Here is a 16,712-nt window from a genome sequence, read left to right on the forward strand (position 1 = left end):
CCGCGCTTGCGGTGCAGTGAGCAGACAATTAATTAGGCCTGTGCGCGACGCGCACCGCCGTCTGGCGATCTCCCTGGCGGCATATGCCCAACGATCATCCCGGTTTCGTCCGCGTGAGTCCCCCGCTCATGTTCGGGCGCCTTCGCATTCGGCTGCGACCGCCGGCAAAGCCGCCTCGTTCTCGATCCTCGCCCTCTTTTCCGACGCCGGAATTCAACACGCAATTTGAGCCGGAATTACCATTCTTTTCATAATTAGGCTCAACCTGCGGGACTCTATACTGCCTCGACGAAATTCCGTTCTCGAATCTGGAACGCAGCAAATGCGCGAGTCACTTGCTGCTGGTCGTCCTCCGTCATGCCGAACCAAAGCGGCAACCGGATCAGCCGGTTCGCCTGCGATTCCGTCACCGCGAGCGAGCCGTGCGTGCGGCCATAACGCAGCCCCGCAGGCGAAGAATGCAGCGGCACGTAGTGAAAGACCGCATCGATCCCGTTTTGACGCAGCCGTTCCAGAACACGCTGTCGCTCGCTGAGCGATTCGACCAGCACGTAATACATATGCGCATTGTGCTGGCAGTGCTCCGGAACGACAGGCCGCCTCAGCATGCCTTTCGCCTCGAACGGCTCCAGCATGGCGTGATAGCGCGACCAGTTTTCCAGTCGCGTTTTCGTGATCTGCTCGGCCTCTTCGAGCTGGGCCCAAAGAAAAGCGGCAATCAGCTCGCCGGGCAGAAACGACGAACCGATGGATTGCCACGTGTACTTGTCGACCTGGCCGCGATAAAACTGGCTTCGGTTCGTGCCTTTTTCACGGATGATTTCCGCGGCTTCGGCGTATTCGGGCCGATTGACCAGCAATGCACCGCCTTCGCCCGAAATCACGTTTTTCGTTTCGTGGAAACTGTAGGTGCCGAGGTCGCCGATGCTGCCGAGCGCCCGCCCCTTGTACGTCGCCATCACCCCTTGCGCGGCGTCTTCCACCACCTTGAGATTATGGCGTTGCGCGATCTCCATGATCGTGTCCATTTCGCACGCAACGCCTGCGTAATGCACCGGCACGATCGCGCGCGTACGCGGCGTGATTGCGGCTTCAATCAGACGCTCGTCGAGATTGAGCGTGTCTTCCCGAATATCGACAAATACCGGAATGCCGCCGCGCAATGCGAACGCATTGGCCGTCGATACGAAGGTATAAGACGGCATGATGATTTCGTCACCGGGCTGGATATCCAGCAACAGCGCGGCCATTTCGAGCGCCGCGGTGCACGAGTGCGTGAGCAGCGCTTTATCGCAGCCGGTCGTCGTTTCCAGCCAGGTGTGGCATCGCTTGGTGTACGGGCCGTCGCCGGCCAGTTTTCCGTTGATGTGAGCCTGTGCAATGTAGAACAGCTCTTTGCCGCCCATATGGGGCTGATTGAACGGGATCTTTTTCATTTTATGACTCTAGTCTCGACGCAGAATTGCGAGTCCGAATCCAGTCGCTCCGAACCGGTCGCCGTTGTAAAGCATGTATCGTTCGTTTTTATGATCGAACACGTACGGGTACTCGATCATGTTGGCGTCCCAACCTTGCGGTGACGGCTCGATGCCGACTTCGTCGAGCGCGAGCACCCAGTTTTTGCCGTCGGCGCTTTTTGCATAACCGATCTGATAAGGCGTGCCGCTGCCGCTGCGATACGAAAACCACATCTCGTAGCCGCCTTGCGGATGCAGACAAACGGTGGGGCGAGAAAACGCCTGTGCCGTGCCGAGTTGATGCGGCACGACCTGACCGTGACGGACCCACTGATCGCCGTCGTCGGAGGTGGCGTAGTTGAAGACGTGCAGCATTTCACCGTTACCGGCATTCCACGTCACGGTGGAGCCGTACCACATCTGCAAACCGCCGCCCTCGGCGCCCATCACCCACGGATACGACAAGCTGACGGGATCGCAGGCATCGGAGCCCATCAGCATTTCGACGCGACTTTCGTCGAGCATCAGATCGTCGGTAACGGGCACCCGGCCGATATCTCCGCGCCAATGTCCGCCTTCGGGGTTTTGCCAGCCCATGAACAGCATGTAGCGGATGCCGTTCGCGACATAGCAATTGCCGATACTCACGCCGGCGGCATAAAAACTGCCTGAGGGGCCGTGAATCAGGAATGGCTCGCGATGCGTCGCGACAATCTCGCGCCGGACAATATCGACATCGACCGCGCCGACCGACGAGCGATTTTGCTCATCGCGGCCGCTATAGAAGATGCGATAGACGTCGCCGTCCAGCTGCAAAGGCAGCGGATTAGCCGCGTGCGAACGCAGTTTGGGATGCACGCCTGTTTCGGGCGGGCAGAAGATCATTCGCTGCTTCTCCCACCGTTGCGTCCTGTTCATATCCCGCGGAGCCTTGTGCTGGGAACGCGCGAACGTTCCGTCGCCTGGCCGATATAGACGCCTTCGCTTTCGGCATCGGCCAACAGGATGGCGCCGGCGCCAACCACGCATCTATCGCCGATCTGAATATGATCGCGAAGCGTCGCATTGACACCGATAAAACACTGCTCGCCGATCTTTACGCCGCCCGACACGACAATGTGCGAAGCCACGAAGGTGTGATCGCCGATCTGCGAGTGATGGCCGATATGATTGCCGCTCCAGAGCGTCACGTTGTTGCCGATCGTGGCGAACGGCTGGATCGTGTTGTCTTCGAGGATGAAACAGTTCTCGCCGATCCGGTTGGGGTCCGGCACATACGCACGCGAGCTGACATAGCTGGCGATGCCATAACCCATTGCCTTCGCCGCCAGATATTTCTCTTTGCGAATCGCATTGAGCTTCGAATAACTCAGAGCGATGAAGATGTCGTACTTGTCAGCGGGGTAAGTCGAGGCCAGCGATTCGAACGCCACCACCGGCCGACCGCAGAACACCGGCTTGTCGATCCAGGCCTCGTCGACCGTAAACGCGGCGACTTCACGATCCGAATCGTGCGTGAAGTAGAAGTGCGCGAGCTCAGCAATGTCACCGGCGCCAAAAATCACCAAAGGTTTCTTCATGGTTTCTGCCTTACGAGGATGGTGAACTCGTACAAACCGTAGTCGTGCAACAGCGCGACGTGCGGGGAATAGCGGCGCTTGCAGAAATCGAATGCCCAGGCCGGGTCGGCGTAATAGAGGTAGTCGCGCATCTTGTCGCGGTCGGAATACGACGTCAAACAATTGAAGGAGAAACCTTCACGACTGGATTCGGCGATCACATCGAGCGTTGCTTTGACGTAGTCGAGCCACTCGCCGTCCGTGCGCTCCATCCGCACATTGAAAATGCCGCTCGCCACGCTATAGTCGGCCGGCTCGGCGGGGCGTTCGGTAAACAGGAATTTCGCGTTATCGGCTTCGGCATGGCGATTGCGTGCGGCGACCACCATGTCGTTGCTGATGTCGGTGCCGACATAACTGAAATCGCGATGCGTCGTCGACAGAAAGTCGTAATACGCGCCGTACCCGCAGCCGATATCGTTGATCGAAAACTGTCGATCTGGGGCGATCACTTTGGAAAGCTGGACGAATCGCAGCGTCTGGCCTTCCTCGCCGTTCCAGTCAACGCCGCGCGGGCTTTCCCCGTGCTCGCTGAGCTTGCCGCTGTAGTACTTCGCCACTTCGGCGCGAATCGTGTCGTTATTCCGGGTCATATTTTTTCCTGATTACTGTCGCGATTCGCGCTGCGCGAAATAAGCATCGACAGAGGCGGGCTCCTGATGACCGAAGCCTAGGATCGCCTGATCCCGGGGCGTCAACGCCGCCGAAGCCAGATTGGCTGGAATATTGATCTGCTGCTTGAGGTACGGAATGGTGAATACGTGATTCACCGCGCGGCGTTGCAATGGCGAACTGTTGATGCCGCCGCAGTGGTAAAGCATGCAGTCCAGCAGAATGAACGAGCCGGCTTTGGCTTCGACCTGAAGCGCATTGCGGCGCACGTATTCGTCGCTCGGGAATTTCTCGGACTTGTGCGAGGCCGGGAGAATAAAGGTCGCACCGTTCTGGCTCGTGAAATCGTCGACGCAAAAGAGCGCGTTGATGGCGATCGGACGCGACGCCACAAAATGCTGGTACGGCAAATCCCGGTGCCACGCGGCCTGGCTGTACGCCTCTCCAGGCGGATTCACCAGTGCATTCTGCTGATTCAGAATGAACGTTCCGGTGATGGCGCACCTGAGCGTATCGAGTAGCGCCGTATTCAAGGCCAGGTCGAGGAACGAGCGGCTATCGAGCGTCAGCGGCGAGCGCACCGTATGAAACTCGTTCAGACGGCGCAGGCGGTCTTCGCCGAAATGATCGATATAGGCGTGGCGCACTCGTTCGAATTCCGCCTGCAATGCCTGCAAACCGGCGGCGTCGTATCCGGCGTCGAGAACGGCATAGCCGACATTGCGGAGGCTTTCGGCCGCGAGTTCTGCTTCGGAGGTTCCCTGGACCTGTTCCGTTATGCCGTAACGGCCGGTGGGGACAGTGCGTTCGACGAACATGGTTTCAGTTTTCCCGTCTTCCGACATCACGACGCGACGTACTTCATATACTGCGCCGAGGATTTCCCGCAGTTGAACAGCAGGTCCAGGATGGTCACGCCGTGCGTGAACTCTCCCCACTGCTGCGGATACTCGGGATACCCGGCGTACTCGAACCACTGCAATTCGATTCCGGCATTCTGAAAAATGCTCTCGTCGACGTAGTCTTTCGCCGCCGGCCCCGAGATATAGGTCGCCCCCCCAGCTTGCGCACAGAGATCGGCCAGCCGCTCCGTTTTGCCATCCGCCAGCACGTAATCCGACGAACTCGTAATACGCGTCTTGATGCCTAGATACCCACAAATCTCGCTGATCAGACTTCGATTGAAATCCGAAAGCAAGACGAACGATTTCTCCTCGTAGAACGGCGCAAGCCAAGCCGCGATTTCTTCGAAGTGCGGCGCCCGGCGGTAGTTCTGCGTCAACGCCTTCCAGTGATTGCCGGCCCAGGGCGTATCGCTGTCTATCTCCGTTTCATTGATTTTCTGGTCGTAACGGCCCTTGACGCGCACGGGCACCGTTAGCCATTGAACGCCTTGCGGCGTTTTGATCTGATTGCGATTGCGCCAGTCGCGTCGCGTGTATTGCATGTCGTCGTAGAGAATGAACTCGTCGACGGCCGCGATCATGTCGAAATATCCTTTCCACGGAATGTAGTTGGATTGGACGATGGCAACTTTTTTCATTGCACTTGCATTCCCGCTTGAATGGTTCCCGCCTCGGTCACAAGCGCCCAATCGAAAGTCGGCAGCGCGAGCAGTTGAGCGGCGGCGGCTTCGTATTCCCGCGGATTGGCGGCTTTCAGATATCGCAGTTTCGTCGTCCATTCCGGCAGGATGTCCTGCTGAGTAGTCAGCACAACACGAATCAAATCCCTGTACGGCGTGGAGTCGATATAACCGAAGGTCCGGTCGATCTGCTCGCCGCAACCTTCGGGATCGAGAACAAGCACGCCGCGCACGATTTCCGACGCACTCTCCGTTTGCGACGGCGGCTCGGGTTGTTCGACACCCAACGCGCTCATTAGCGCGCCTTCCAAAGACGCGGGCAATTCGCGCAGCGAATGCCATCTGCGCACCTTGGCCTGCGCCGTATGCGCCAGTTGCCGGCGCAGCGACGGCGTCTCGATCAATTTGCCGATGGCATCGATCCAGTCTTGCTCGGTGTCGTTCGCCAGCAAGCCGTCGTAACCGTTTTGGATCGCCGCGCCATACGCCGCGCGCGCGCTCGCGATGGTGGCCATACCGGCCGCGGAGAATTCCAGATACGACGCCGTCGAGCCGCTTTCATTGAAAGCGGTATTGTCGAGCGGCACAAGCGCGATATCGAGCTCGAGCTCATGCAGTTGACGCGCGCGCTCGTCGAGCGTCGGCGCGACTTTGACGAACCGGGCGCCCCGGCCTGCACCCCAGCCCGCAGGAGATGTCTCGCCCACGAACGCGAATTTGACCTGGTTGCCGTAACGGTCATGAATCTTGCGAAGCGCTTTGTCGAGCACCGCGAAATTCGACGCTTCCAGCGAATTGCTGAATACACCGATACGAACCACCGGCGCGGCCGCGCGAACCGGATGCTCGAAGAGCTCGAATACCACCTGGCTCGGTACGACATGCACGCGCGACGAGATCGCGCGATACGCGTCGGCCAATTGCTCATTGGCCACGATTACCGCATGGGCATGTTGCACGGCACAGTCGATCGATGCCTTGAACTGCTCGCTCTGCGCATCGAAACGCGCGTCCGTATCGTAGACAATGGGGATGCCGAGACGGAACAACTGTTTCAGCGCATCGAGCGAGAACATGCCGACGATGGCCCGTTGAAGCACAATCAGTTGCGGCGGATTTGTAAGGTCGACGTTGACCTGACCGTCCTGCAACCCTGACACGACTTCCCAGTCGTCCGGCGCGAGACCCAGCGGCTTGATGAGGCGCATGAGCGGCGCGGTGGCGCCTGCGGGATCGGCCGACAACAAAATCACGCGCTTTTTTGCGGGAATCAGGCCGGCTTGCGCGGCTTGCGCGGCTTGCGCGGACGCGATTTTGCGCACACGCGCTTGGGTCCGATCGATGAAAGCTTCGAGTTCGCGCAGGAACGATTGATTGACCTGCTCGTAGACCTCGGGAACGCGATCGATCGTGCGCCGCGCATGCTCGATCTGTTCGGGCGAATTGCCCCACGCCGAACCGACATCGGTCAGGTAGCTCGGCGGCGGCATGTCGAGCATGACGTTATTCGGCAGATACACGACCGGGCATCCGCACAGCATCGCCTCGAAGCAGGCTGTCGAGGGCTCGTACGTGTAGAGGAATTCGGCCGACCGATAAAGCGCGGCAAGCTGTTCGGGCGTGCGCCGCACGACACGGAACGATATTTCCGTGCACCCTTCCGTAATCGGACTGAGTTGCCCCCCGCGGCCCAAATAGCGATTAATGAAGACCAGACTGCCCGAGCGCTTCGTATCGTCGACGCCGTCGCGGTTGTAAATGCTCGTATTGATGAGCGGCAGTTGCAGCAGATCCGCTTCCATACCCGCAGGAACGACACAGCTTCCATGCGCGTAAATGAGGTCGTCGGCGCCCCACGTATATCCTTTCTGATGCAGAAAGCCCGGCACATTCAGCAGATAGCGGACGACGTGGCGGGCGTTGGCAGGGTTGCCGCTCACGACCTCCGGATAAACGATGATCGGCTCGCGATTTTCGGCGCGATGACGCTCGACCTCCTTGAGCGTGAGCGTGGGCGTGCGCAGACCGGGAGACACCTTGTCGGTCGTGACGTAGGCTTCTTCGCCTGCCAGATTGAGCGCATGACACAGGTAGTGCATCGCGCGAATGCCGCCGGATGCAAGCGTGAAATCCGGCGCATAGACGTAGTACGGCGAGTTGAGCTTGGCAAATAATTGCAGCTGGCGATTCATGAGTTTCTACTTTGCCGGGAAGGGGGGCCGATCAGGGGATCGCTACAGATGAGGATGAGACTAAATCGGATTGGGCTCAAACAAACCCCCGAACTGACGGTCAAATCCTCGCCAATTCCTCTGCCAGTCCATTGAATCAGAAGAATCGGCGGTAATGGGTCGTGTTTGACGGGGGCGATCGAGGACCTGGCGTCGGCGCTTCATGCGTCGTGCGTGACGCTGCGCGGGGCCGGCGCGGCGTTGCTCGCCCGCGCGCAGGCCGACGGCGATGCGCGCGCCGATCGTGTGTTCGATTTGATTACCGGGGAGATTTTGGCGAAGCGCAGCGCGGGAACGGATTGACGAGCGTGCCTTGCCCGCGCAATCGACCGCCGACTATGAACTCTAGGGGGAAAAATTCTTGGCGCGCCCGGCTGGGATCGAACCAGCAACCCCTGCCTTCGGAGGGGACGGCTTCATGCAGCGACGGCGCAAGTATAGCGCAGATAGAACGCAGTTCGTGCGCAATAGCAGATATTGAGCGCAACTCTCGCGCAGACTGATCGAGGTCGAGCATTCTGTTGGTTGACCAAAGCACAACAATCGCGACGGCGGCCGCCGCCCGACGTCGAACACGCACTTTCGGCGCATCTCTCATAGTCGCGGCACCTACAAGACCTGCGACGTTTGCGCCGTTGTGCGCCAGTAACCGGTTCCTAATGCATCGCTGAAAAATAGGGTTTCGACCGCCGGCGTCGACAGTTGTGGGGCTCCGCAGGCTTGCATTTTTGCGTCCCCGAATCGGAGGATAAATTTTGAACCGTCAAAAACCCGCCACATAATTTGCAATCTTTTGCTTGAACTCCCGCACCACATACTTGACAATTGAAAACCAAGTTGCTCACACCCAAAAACGTGCATCCAACGCCGTGCCTGCAACCACAAACCAAGACTGAGGCCTCCCATGACTCCTGCATCCAAATTCGATCAGTACGCCGCGTTCGACGCAGCTAGCAAGCTAGTCAAGACTGAGATGGCGGGCTTCCTGCAACGGATGCAAGCAGGTAGCAAGTTGTCGCAAGCGAAAGGGTCCAAAGCGCGAGGGCCGCAGCCCAGCGGCACACGCCGGAAGACTGGCGGCGCACAGAAAGGCTAATCGCGTTAGCACTCCAATTACTGGCTAGGGAAGTACCCTAGCTTTTTTTTTGCCATGCAAAATGAATAAAAACAATAACACTCCGGCCGCCAAATCGGGAGCACTCTATACATTGCAGGACGTCGGCCGCGCGGCCCCCGTGGTTAGCGGGCAAGAATTCGAGCCTTCCGACCCGTTCCGGGCTCAGTTCCGTCGCGATTACGCACGACTCGTCCACTGTGCGTCGTTCCGAAGATTGCAAGGCAAGACGCAATTGTTCCCAGGAGTCGAATCTGACTTTTTTCGGAATCGCCTAACACATTCGATGGAAGTGGCTCAAATCGCAAAGGGCATTTCGCTCAGGCTAAATGCAACTACACCGTCGTTGAAAGGCAATGCCATCAATACGGACCTCGTCGAACTAGCTGCGCTGGCTCATGACATTGGCCACCCACCCTTTGGTCATAACGGGGAGCATGCTCTAGACGAGTGCATGGAAAATTACGGCGGATTCGAGGGGAATGCCCAGACGCTCCGCATCATTTCTCGTCTTGAGAAAAGGGAAATGAATAGCAGCAGCAATGAGTCGCAATGCGGTCTCAATCTTACCTACCGGAGCATTGCCGCGCTTCTCAAATACAACAGAAAAATTCCAACGAAGAGAAGCGATCGACCTGATCCCAAAAGGCTTGCGAAAGGATATTACATATCCGAAGGCAAATTGATTGCAGACACAAAGAAGGCCGTTGCGCCGGGGGCGCCTGATTCACGGTTCAAGACGGTTGAATGTCAAATCATGGACATCGCCGATGACATCGCTTACTCGACGTATGACCTTGAAGATGCGTTCAAAGCAGGTTTTTTTCATCCACTAGAAATAATCAGCCTCACTGCTGACAATAAGATTCTCGGGCAGGTAACGAAAAAGGTTAACGAAGCGACGAAGCTAAATTTAACCGTCGATGACATTCAGGATGTCATAGTAAAATCATTTGGAAAAATCTTTGAGCACGAGAATATCGCAGCATCTAAAGATGAATTCATGAATCGAGTGGCAAACATGATTTTCGTCTATCGGCGGTCCAAGACCATTTCTTCAGACGGATTTCTTCGAACGCAGTTCACTTCGGAGCTTGTCAAAGAATTTATTTCCGGGGTTTCCGTTAATTTCGACACGAAATTCCCCGCCCTATCTCAGATTCATGTCGATGATTATGTGAGAATAAAGATTGAGACGATCAAACATCTCACCTTTGAAGCCCTAACGATGTCTCCACGCATGCGTGTTGTGGAGTACCGTGGAAGAGACATCGTCAAAAAGATATTTTCGGCACTAGCCGAAGACAAGACAAAGGGGCATCTCTTGTTGCCGGATGATTGGCGAGACAAATATGATTCGGCGGCGAAACCGGACAAGAAACGGGTAATTTGCGATTTTGTCGCGGGAATGACTGACCGATACGCGACGGAATTTTTCGCGCGACTTACGTCGACCAATCACGAGCACTCGTTCTTCAAACCGTTTTAGTACTACTACTACGCGAATCGCGTCGTCCCGTAGAGCGCGATCAGTCCGCAGGCTTGTTGCCCATTGAACTCTGCTTGCGGCGCACGGCGCCCATAGGATCCGCGACGTCGTAGCGGCCGCCAGCGACGCGTGGCGGCCGGTAACCCCTTGTACGTGCTGTGCTCGTTTGAGAGATGACAGAGGCGCGTCAATCGTTTTGATTTTTCACACCCCTTACGCGCGTGCGCGCACCACTGGCTCCGGACGAGATCCGCGAGTACCCCAGAGTTACCCTAGACGCATCGAGGGCACAGGGACCCCGGCACAGGAAACTAATATTCGAAGGGGGCTGGAGGATTTGAAGAGAGATTCGCAACACTTGTCGGACACAGGCGGCTCGCGTTTCTACTTCATACGCAGTACGCCATTCGAGTACCGGCCCACACTCTTCCCTGTACGCCAGTCGAGAACATCGAAATTAACGTACTTGCCGCTTTGGCCGGCCATGAGAAAACAGTTAACGGTTTCGGCGAAACCCTCTTTCGCATCAATGCCAACTTTGGAGAAGGTGGGGCCGGCGACAACCTTAGGTTCCCGCGGAGGCTTCCAGTCAAGGTCGTAAAGCATCTCCAGCTTCTGTGCCTGTTTCAGCTTCGACCGGCAGACTTCGAACTGCTTGTCGGAAGCGGCATCGGCATAGGCGGCAAAGCTGGCGATCAGCAAGGGGATGGCGCAAAGATGGTGAACCTTCATAGGTGTCTCCGCATAAAGGATGACGACCTTAATCGTAGTACGTTACGTGCGCCTCACCTAACGGCCGCATCGACCCGCCCGACAATCGCGCGAGCGATGCGGACCATATCGGCGTCCGAGCCGCATCCGCGTAAGGCATTCACGCCGAGGAGCACGACGCGGAGGTTATCCGCGCTGTACGGGCCGCCGACCTCGATCCTGTCGAGGCTCGGGCGCGACGGGCCAAAACTTTTCTCCGCCTCGTCCACGTAAAACGGCAAGCCAGTAACCGCGCACCGATAATCGTTTTCGGCGAGCTTTGCCATAAGCTCCTCGACCGTGACGGTTACGGGGACGGGCGCCTTTTTGCCCGCTTGGCGTTTGCGTGCGCCCGCGATGCGCCGGCCATGCTGGCGCGGAGCTTCACGAGATAGGCGGCGCGTTCGGGGGAAAGGCCCGCATTGCGCCGGCGCGTCTCGACCGCCTTTAGCGCTGCGAGCGTGCCGGCCGAGGGCGTCCCCGGCGCGCGTGCGGGCGAGAGGCCCGCATTGCGGCGACGCGTCTCGACCGCTTTTAGCGCGCGCAGCGTAGCGGGTGACCGGGCGAGCGTGACGTCCATTTTTTCCTCCGTGTTGCCTGTTTGCGTATCCGTCACAGTGTGCGATCTGTGCGTGCGCGCGACGCGTGGCAAAACGTAGCGAATTGAATCCCTACTCAATCGCAAGGCGGCGCAATGCCACGGCTCGCGCGCGTTCCGGCATGCGAAGCCGTGGCAATCAACGCGATCCAGCTCGCGAGGGGTTTCCCGGTTTTATGGCGCCGGCTCGTCGAGCGCCATATGGTCCGCCAGCACTAGGTCCCGCTCGACCTCCTCGAACCCGAGGCGGCGCTCGCGATGATCGTCGAGCAAGCCCGCGCCGGCCGCGCGGGACGTTGCCCCTGTGTTACCCCAACAAACCCGTCACACCTTGACGCCTAGCGCAAAACCTTGTTCGACGGTCGTTCCCGGGATCCCTCAGTAACGCGCAACACTTATGGACGTTAAGTGGCGCTAGAATACCGGACGTTACTGGACTATCCCGCGAGATAATTCCCCATGTCGTCCGGCGCCCGCTGTTTTGCCTTTTCTGATCGAAAAATCGCCAGCCTCCGCGCACCGCCGGCCGATCGCGTGACATACCGCGACAGCGAGATTCGCGGGCTGGAGCTGCGCGTCTCCGCCTCGGGCGTCAAATCCTTTTCGGTTTTGAAGCGCACGCGCGCCGGCCGCCTCGAACGCCTCGGGCTCGGCCGCTTTCCCGTTGTCGATACCAAACGCGCACGCCACGAGGCCGCAACCCTCCTCGCCGAGATCTCGGCCGGCGCGAACCCGGCCGAGGCGCGTCGCGCGCTGCGCGCCGAGCCGACCCTCGACGGGCTTTTCGCGACGTTTCTCGACGATCACGCGAAACCCTTTAAAAAATCGTGGGAGGAGGACGAGGCGCAATATCGCCGTTACCTCGCCGCGCCGCTCGGCGCGCGCCGCGCCTCCGAGATCACGGACGACGTTTTGCGCGCATGGCACCGGCGGATCTCGAAAACCGCGCCGGCCGCCGCTAACCAGGCGCTCGCGCTCGTCTCGACGGTTTTCGCAAAGGCGATCGAGTGGAAACTCATTTCCGGCGAAAACCCCGCGAAACGGGTTAAAAAAAATCCCCGCGTCGAGCGCGACCGTTTTCTCTCGGGCGCCGAGCTGAAACGTTTTTTTGTGGCGATCGACGGCGAGGCAAATCCCGATTACCGCGACGCTTTCCAGCTCGCGTTACTGACCGGCGCGCGCCGGGGTTCCGTGCTCGCGATGCAATGGCGCGACGTCGATCTCGGGCGCGGCGAGTGGCGCCTCCCGACAACCAAAAACGGCGACTCGCTCGTCCTCCCGCTCGTGCCGGCGGCCGTCGAGATCCTCGCGGCGCGTGAGCGCTCGCGCGGGTTCGTTTTCCCGAGCGAGGCGAGCGAGTCCGGACACCTGGCGACCGTCGCGCGGGCGTGGCGGCGCCTGCTCGATCGCGACGAGCTGGCCGAGATCTCCGCGCGGCTCGCGGAGGCCGACGAGGCTTTCGATTCGGCGGCCGGCGCGCTCGCCGTGCGTCTACGCCACGCCCGCGCCCACGCCGAGCGCCTCGGGATCGACGTCGCCGACGCGCGACTCCCCGATCTCCGCCCGCATGACTTGCGCCGCACCGGCGCGAGCTGGCAAGCCCAGCTAGGGACAAGTCTCGCGATCATCGGACGGGGTCTCGGACACCGGAGCCAGCGCTCGACCGCGATCTATGCACGCCTCCAGCTCGATCCGGTCCGCGCCTCGGTCGAGCGCGCCACGGACGCCATGCTCGCGCAACGCGAGAGCGAGGGCGCCGAGGTCGTCCCGCTCGGTCGCGCCGGCTGAAATGCGCTTGCATAAGCCATGCCACCCGATCATTAGGAATACATGGCGATTTATTCGGGTCCTTTTCATTTAGCACAGGATCAGCGAAATTCGACTATATTTTCGTAGTCAGTATTGCTATGTCCAACGCCCGCGACGACCTCGCGGGCGTTTTCGTTTCTGGCCGCAAACCTTTATCCGGCCGGGTTTTCCGCCATTTCCCGCCGCCGTCCTCCCGATTTCTTTCGTCCGCGTCTCCCGCGAGACGATTTTATCCGGCGTTTGCTTAATTAACCCCGCGCGCGCGTCCGCCAGCGTGACGAATCCGCTCGCCTACTCACAGGAGGCCAGCATGGCCGCTCTCTCCCTTTCGAATCCGCTGCGCACGCCCCGCGAGGCCGCCGAAATGCTCGGCGTTACGACCCAAACGCTCGCGAACTGGCGCGTACAAAAGCGCGGCCCAAATTACTGCCATATGGGCTCGCGCGTGCGGTATGAGCACGACGAACTGATCGCCTTTGTCGCCCGCCAGCAAGTGCGACGCGCCGCGTGAGGGGTCGATGATGGCCCCCGACGACATTCCTTATCCGTACGACACGCGCGCCAAGGGCTGGCGTTTCGAGCTGGATCTCGAACGGATTCAACAGTCCGACACTTGGGCACTCGCCCCGCCCGAGCTGCGTCCGTGGTTACTCATGCTTTGGACGACGGCCTGGCAACAGGCGCCGTGTGGCTCCCTGCCCGATAGCGACGAGCTGATCGCCGCGCATATCGGTATGGACTCCGACACGTTCGCCCGGTCCCGCGACAAACTCATGCGGGGCTGGCGGCGCGCCGGCGACGGGCGTCTCTATCACGACACCGTCACAATTCGCGTGCTGGAAATGCTGGAAAAACGCGCGAAAGAGAGCGGGCGCAAGGCTATCCAGCGAGCCAAACTGGCCGCTGAAAATTCCGTAGTCGTCCAGGGTCTGTCCCATGGGACAGACGCGGGACTCCCAAAGGACTCCGGGGGGAGTCACGGCACCAGTACCAGTACCAGTACCAGTACCAGTACCAGTACCAGTACCAGAGGGGGTAACCCCCCCAAGCCCCCCAAAACGTCGCCGGCTCCGCCGTCGCCGCCGTTTGTCGTCCCCGCCTGGGTTCCTGTCGACGCCTGGGAGGGGTTTCTCGAAATGCGGCGCGCGATCCGCAAGCCGCCGAAAACACCGCGCGCGCTGGCGCTTCTCGTCGAGGATCTCGCGAAGCTGCGCGATGCAGGCAACGACCCGCGAGCCGTGCTCAACCGATCGACGGCCAACTCCTGGACATCGCTCCTCCCATTGCCTCGCGCCGCCAGCAGTGCGCCGGCGAAATTCGACCCGCGCGCCGTCGTCAATGAGCGGAGGTCCGCATGACGATCCCCCCGAAACTCCTCGACACCTGGAACCGGCCCGACCCGCGCCTCGATGGCCGGTCGTTGCTCGATCATCTTTTCGACCAGCTCGACGGCATGTATCCCGGCCGCTGGAGCAATCTTTTCCCGAGCCCGACGGCGATCGCCAACTGGCGCGCGGCCTGGGGCGAGGCGTTCGAGGCCGAGGCCGTCACGCCGGCCGACGTCGCCCGCGCGCTCGGCGTTTGCCAGCGCTCGCACCGTTACCCGCCGAATCTCCCCGAGTTTCTCCAGGCGATGCGCATCGACGTGGACGAGGCGCTCGACGAGGCAATCACGCAAATGAACCGGCGCGACGGCGACGGCGACGTGTGGACGCATCCGGCGATTTTCTGGGCCGCCGTGCGCGTCGGCGCGATTGAGCTGCGTTCCGAGCCGCCGAGCGCGCTACGGCCGCGTTTCGAGCGCGCATTGCGCGAGCTGGAGCGCCGCGCGGATCTCCCTCCTATCCCGAAACGCGTCCCCGCCCTGCCCCCGCCGCCGCGCCGGAGCGGCCCGACGGGATCACCGGACGCCCTGACCGCGTGCCTCGCCCAGCTCCGCATGCGCTTTTGCGTTCCGGCGAGGCCGGCGATCGACGATCCGTAGTCAGCGAAAAATCCCCGGCGAGGGAGCAAATCGGGCCGCCATGCCGTCGGCGACCCTCGACCCTTTGCCGGAGGCGCGAGCCCGTCCGGGGGTTTTCTGGAGTTTTTGAGAGGTATCCCCGCTTGTCCGCCGGGACTTTTTTGCGGGACTCCTGACCGCGATTTTTCACCCCGGCGGGTTTTTTTGGAGGTTATCGAAATGCGATTCGTTGATGAATCCGTCCACCGCGCCGGCTGTGGCTGTGTCGCGTGCTTCCGCAATCCCTCACCCCCGGCGGCCGACGCCGAGCCCGATCCGGACCGCGCACGCCGGCGCTGGCTCGCCGACTACGCGAGCGCACAGCCGTTTATGGGCGTTGCCGAAAACCCGGCCGAGTATGTCCCGCTCGCGACGCAGCAACTCGAACAGGCGCGCGAGAGCCAGCGCCAGGCCGATCTCCAGCTCGAACGCGATCGCGCCGACGAGGCCGAGCGCGAGCGTCTCGCCCGGGCGGCCCGCAATGCTGGCGCCACGGCCGCGCGCGAGCGTGCGCTCGAAAGCGCGCGCCAGGCAAACGCCGCCGCCGTCGTGGGACTCATGTCGGAGGCGCGCAAATGAGCACGATGAGAAAGGCGCCGCCGCGCGCCGCCAGCAAGCCCGCGCCTAAGCCCGCCGTCAGTTCCACGCCCCCGGCCGCGTCCCCGATCGAGGCAAGCGCGCCAGTGGCGCATACGGCCGGCGCCGGCGTGCTGATCGCGCGGCTTCAGCCGCTCCTCGTGCGCGCCCGCGAGGCGATCGAGGCAAACGAGGCGTTAAACGGGCGATTGCGCGACTCGATCGTCCAGCTCGACGAGGGCGCGGCCGGCGACACCGTCGGCGCACGCCGCACGCTCGACCGGCTCAACCGTGAGGAGGCCCAGCTCGAAACCGCCGACGGTGAGCCCGCGCAACGCTCGGCCGCGCTGCGCGCATTTCGCGAAGAACACCGCGCCGAGCGTGAGGAGCTGAGAAGCACGCTCGAACGCGACGACGACGCCGACTATCACCGCGCGCGGCGCCACGCGATCAACGAAAAAATCGGCGCGCTGATTGGCGCCCAGCTCGACGGCGTCGCGCAATACGAGACCTTGCTCCGCGAGATCGTCGCCGAGTGTCTCGCCTCGATCGACGACACGCGGCGCGCGTATGGCGCGGCCGTCTCCGCCGCGTCCGCCGCGCTCGACATGCTCGCGAAGCTCGCGCCGGTCCCGACGTTCGCCGACGGCACAACGGCGAACGTCGCGCGGCGACTGCGCGGAGTCGCGCCGATCGCGAACCCGGCACGCGACCCCGGGGTCGAGGCGCACGCCCGCGAGGCGATGGCGGGGGCGCTCGGCGACCTTTCGGCGCGTGGTTTCCGTTATCTCGTGAGCCGGCCGGCGAATGTCGGCGAGTCCGCGCGCGGCGAGCGTATGCGCCGCAATGTCCAGTAAGCCAGGGAGGGTT

At 60.9% G+C, this 16,712-nt stretch carries 18 protein-coding genes and 1 tRNA gene; 8 read left to right on the plus strand and 11 right to left on the minus strand.

Annotated elements, in window-relative coordinates:
- Positions 1-275: 275 nt before the first annotated feature.
- From rffA to VSR82_RS21710, 7 genes are read right to left on the minus strand one after another with little or no spacing between them, the layout of a single operon-like run.
- Positions 276-1,436: a dTDP-4-amino-4,6-dideoxygalactose transaminase gene (rffA, locus tag VSR82_RS21680; protein ID WP_429461290.1), complete on the minus strand. Its 1,161-nt coding sequence runs from the start codon at positions 1,434-1,436 to the stop codon at positions 276-278.
- Between the two features lie 9 nt (positions 1,437-1,445).
- Complete coding sequence (locus tag VSR82_RS21685; RefSeq protein ID WP_429461292.1) at positions 1,446-2,315, minus strand: glycoside hydrolase family protein; 870 nt, start codon at positions 2,313-2,315, stop codon at positions 1,446-1,448.
- 56 nt (positions 2,316-2,371) lie between these two features.
- The gene (locus VSR82_RS21690; RefSeq protein ID WP_498858049.1) at positions 2,372-3,022 is read right to left on the minus strand and encodes an acetyltransferase; all 651 of its coding nucleotides are present in this window, start codon (positions 3,020-3,022) and stop codon (positions 2,372-2,374) included.
- A gap of 11 nt (positions 3,023-3,033) precedes the next feature.
- A complete protein-coding gene (locus tag VSR82_RS21695; protein WP_429461296.1) occupies positions 3,034-3,669 on the minus strand; it encodes a class I SAM-dependent methyltransferase in 636 nt (211 codons plus the stop codon).
- A gap of 12 nt (positions 3,670-3,681) precedes the next feature.
- A complete protein-coding gene (locus tag VSR82_RS21700) occupies positions 3,682-4,533 on the minus strand; it encodes a phytanoyl-CoA dioxygenase family protein (RefSeq protein ID WP_498858088.1) in 852 nt (283 codons plus the stop codon).
- Positions 4,533-5,174 (minus strand): WbqC family protein, encoded by a 642-nt coding sequence (locus VSR82_RS21705; protein ID WP_498858050.1) that lies wholly within the window; start codon positions 5,172-5,174, stop codon positions 4,533-4,535. The genes VSR82_RS21700 and VSR82_RS21705 overlap by 1 nt, the downstream gene beginning before the upstream one ends.
- 53 nt (positions 5,175-5,227) lie before the next feature.
- On the minus strand, positions 5,228-7,465 hold the full coding sequence (locus tag VSR82_RS21710) for a glycosyltransferase (RefSeq protein ID WP_498858051.1): 2,238 nt from the start codon (positions 7,463-7,465) through the stop codon (positions 5,228-5,230).
- 165 nt (positions 7,466-7,630) lie between these two features.
- Between VSR82_RS21710 and VSR82_RS21715 the strand changes: the two genes are divergently transcribed.
- The gene (locus VSR82_RS21715; RefSeq protein WP_410852130.1) at positions 7,631-7,807 is read left to right on the plus strand and encodes an SbtR family transcriptional regulator; all 177 of its coding nucleotides are present in this window, start codon (positions 7,631-7,633) and stop codon (positions 7,805-7,807) included.
- A 59-nt stretch (positions 7,808-7,866) separates the two neighbouring features.
- On the opposite strand, the gene VSR82_RS21720 is transcribed toward VSR82_RS21715, so the two are convergent.
- Positions 7,867-7,937 (minus strand) — tRNA-Arg (locus VSR82_RS21720).
- A gap of 724 nt (positions 7,938-8,661) precedes the next feature.
- Between VSR82_RS21720 and dgt the strand changes: the two genes are divergently transcribed.
- Positions 8,662-10,107 carry a dGTP triphosphohydrolase gene (dgt, locus tag VSR82_RS21725; protein ID WP_498858052.1) on the plus strand — a complete coding sequence of 482 codons (1,446 nt, stop codon included), beginning with the start codon at positions 8,662-8,664 and terminating at the stop codon, positions 10,105-10,107.
- 384 nt (positions 10,108-10,491) lie between these two features.
- Here dgt and VSR82_RS21730 read toward each other — a convergent pair whose 3' ends face one another.
- The 3 genes from VSR82_RS21730 to VSR82_RS21740 are packed head-to-tail and all read right to left on the minus strand — an operon-like array spanning position 10,492 to position 11,437.
- A complete protein-coding gene (locus VSR82_RS21730) occupies positions 10,492-10,839 on the minus strand; it encodes a hypothetical protein (RefSeq protein WP_498858053.1) in 348 nt (115 codons plus the stop codon).
- A 53-nt stretch (positions 10,840-10,892) separates the two neighbouring features.
- Positions 10,893-11,144, minus strand: coding sequence for a hypothetical protein (locus tag VSR82_RS21735; protein WP_498858054.1), 252 nt, complete (start codon positions 11,142-11,144; stop codon positions 10,893-10,895).
- A 20-nt stretch (positions 11,145-11,164) separates the two neighbouring features.
- Positions 11,165-11,437 (minus strand): hypothetical protein, encoded by a 273-nt coding sequence (locus VSR82_RS21740; RefSeq protein WP_498858055.1) that lies wholly within the window; start codon positions 11,435-11,437, stop codon positions 11,165-11,167.
- 477 nt (positions 11,438-11,914) lie between these two features.
- Between VSR82_RS21740 and VSR82_RS21745 the strand changes: the two genes are divergently transcribed.
- The 6 genes from VSR82_RS21745 (at position 11,915) to VSR82_RS21770 (ending at position 16,699) form a co-directional block, all read left to right on the plus strand.
- Positions 11,915-13,243, plus strand: coding sequence for a tyrosine-type recombinase/integrase (locus VSR82_RS21745; RefSeq protein WP_498858056.1), 1,329 nt, complete (start codon positions 11,915-11,917; stop codon positions 13,241-13,243).
- Positions 13,244-13,574: 331 nt separating this feature from the next.
- Positions 13,575-13,775 carry a helix-turn-helix domain-containing protein gene (locus VSR82_RS21750; RefSeq protein ID WP_498858057.1) on the plus strand — a complete coding sequence of 67 codons (201 nt, stop codon included), beginning with the start codon at positions 13,575-13,577 and terminating at the stop codon, positions 13,773-13,775.
- Positions 13,776-13,782: 7 nt separating this feature from the next.
- The gene (locus VSR82_RS21755; RefSeq protein WP_498858058.1) at positions 13,783-14,622 is read left to right on the plus strand and encodes a phage replication initiator YdaU family protein; all 840 of its coding nucleotides are present in this window, start codon (positions 13,783-13,785) and stop codon (positions 14,620-14,622) included.
- Positions 14,619-15,248, plus strand: a complete 630-nt coding sequence (locus tag VSR82_RS21760; RefSeq protein WP_498858059.1) for a hypothetical protein — start codon at positions 14,619-14,621, stop codon at positions 15,246-15,248. The genes VSR82_RS21755 and VSR82_RS21760 overlap by 4 nt, the downstream gene beginning before the upstream one ends.
- Positions 15,249-15,446: 198 nt before the next feature.
- Positions 15,447-15,845 (plus strand): hypothetical protein, encoded by a 399-nt coding sequence (locus tag VSR82_RS21765; protein WP_498858060.1) that lies wholly within the window; start codon positions 15,447-15,449, stop codon positions 15,843-15,845.
- Between the two features lie 128 nt (positions 15,846-15,973).
- Positions 15,974-16,699, plus strand: coding sequence for a hypothetical protein (locus VSR82_RS21770; RefSeq protein WP_498858061.1), 726 nt, complete (start codon positions 15,974-15,976; stop codon positions 16,697-16,699).
- The last annotated feature ends 13 nt before the right edge of the window (positions 16,700-16,712 follow it).

Source organism: Burkholderia sp. JPY481 (assembly GCF_038900515.1).
GTDB classification, from domain to species: Bacteria; Pseudomonadota; Gammaproteobacteria; order Burkholderiales; family Burkholderiaceae; genus Paraburkholderia; species Paraburkholderia youngii.

Coding starts and splice junctions, on each gene's coding strand:
- rffA (WP_429461290.1), bottom strand. CDS start 1,436: ATGAAAAAGATCCCGTTCAATCAGCCCCATATGGGCGGCAAAGAGCTG.
- VSR82_RS21695 (WP_429461296.1), bottom strand. CDS start 3,669: ATGACCCGGAATAACGACACGATTCGCGCCGAAGTGGCGAAGTACTAC.
- VSR82_RS21700 (WP_498858088.1), bottom strand. CDS start 4,533: ATGTCGGAAGACGGGAAAACTGAAACCATGTTCGTCGAACGCACTGTC.
- VSR82_RS21705 (WP_498858050.1), bottom strand. CDS start 5,174: ATGATCGCGGCCGTCGACGAGTTCATTCTCTACGACGACATGCAATAC.
- VSR82_RS21710 (WP_498858051.1), bottom strand. CDS start 7,465: ATGAATCGCCAGCTGCAATTATTTGCCAAGCTCAACTCGCCGTACTAC.
- dgt (WP_498858052.1), top strand. CDS start 8,662: ATGAATAAAAACAATAACACTCCGGCCGCCAAATCGGGAGCACTCTAT.
- VSR82_RS21730 (WP_498858053.1), bottom strand. CDS start 10,839: ATGAAGGTTCACCATCTTTGCGCCATCCCCTTGCTGATCGCCAGCTTT.
- VSR82_RS21735 (WP_498858054.1), bottom strand. CDS start 11,144: ATGGCAAAGCTCGCCGAAAACGATTATCGGTGCGCGGTTACTGGCTTG.
- VSR82_RS21740 (WP_498858055.1), bottom strand. CDS start 11,437: ATGGACGTCACGCTCGCCCGGTCACCCGCTACGCTGCGCGCGCTAAAA.
- VSR82_RS21745 (WP_498858056.1), top strand. CDS start 11,915: ATGTCGTCCGGCGCCCGCTGTTTTGCCTTTTCTGATCGAAAAATCGCC.
- VSR82_RS21750 (WP_498858057.1), top strand. CDS start 13,575: ATGGCCGCTCTCTCCCTTTCGAATCCGCTGCGCACGCCCCGCGAGGCC.
- VSR82_RS21755 (WP_498858058.1), top strand. CDS start 13,783: ATGATGGCCCCCGACGACATTCCTTATCCGTACGACACGCGCGCCAAG.
- VSR82_RS21760 (WP_498858059.1), top strand. CDS start 14,619: ATGACGATCCCCCCGAAACTCCTCGACACCTGGAACCGGCCCGACCCG.
- VSR82_RS21765 (WP_498858060.1), top strand. CDS start 15,447: ATGCGATTCGTTGATGAATCCGTCCACCGCGCCGGCTGTGGCTGTGTC.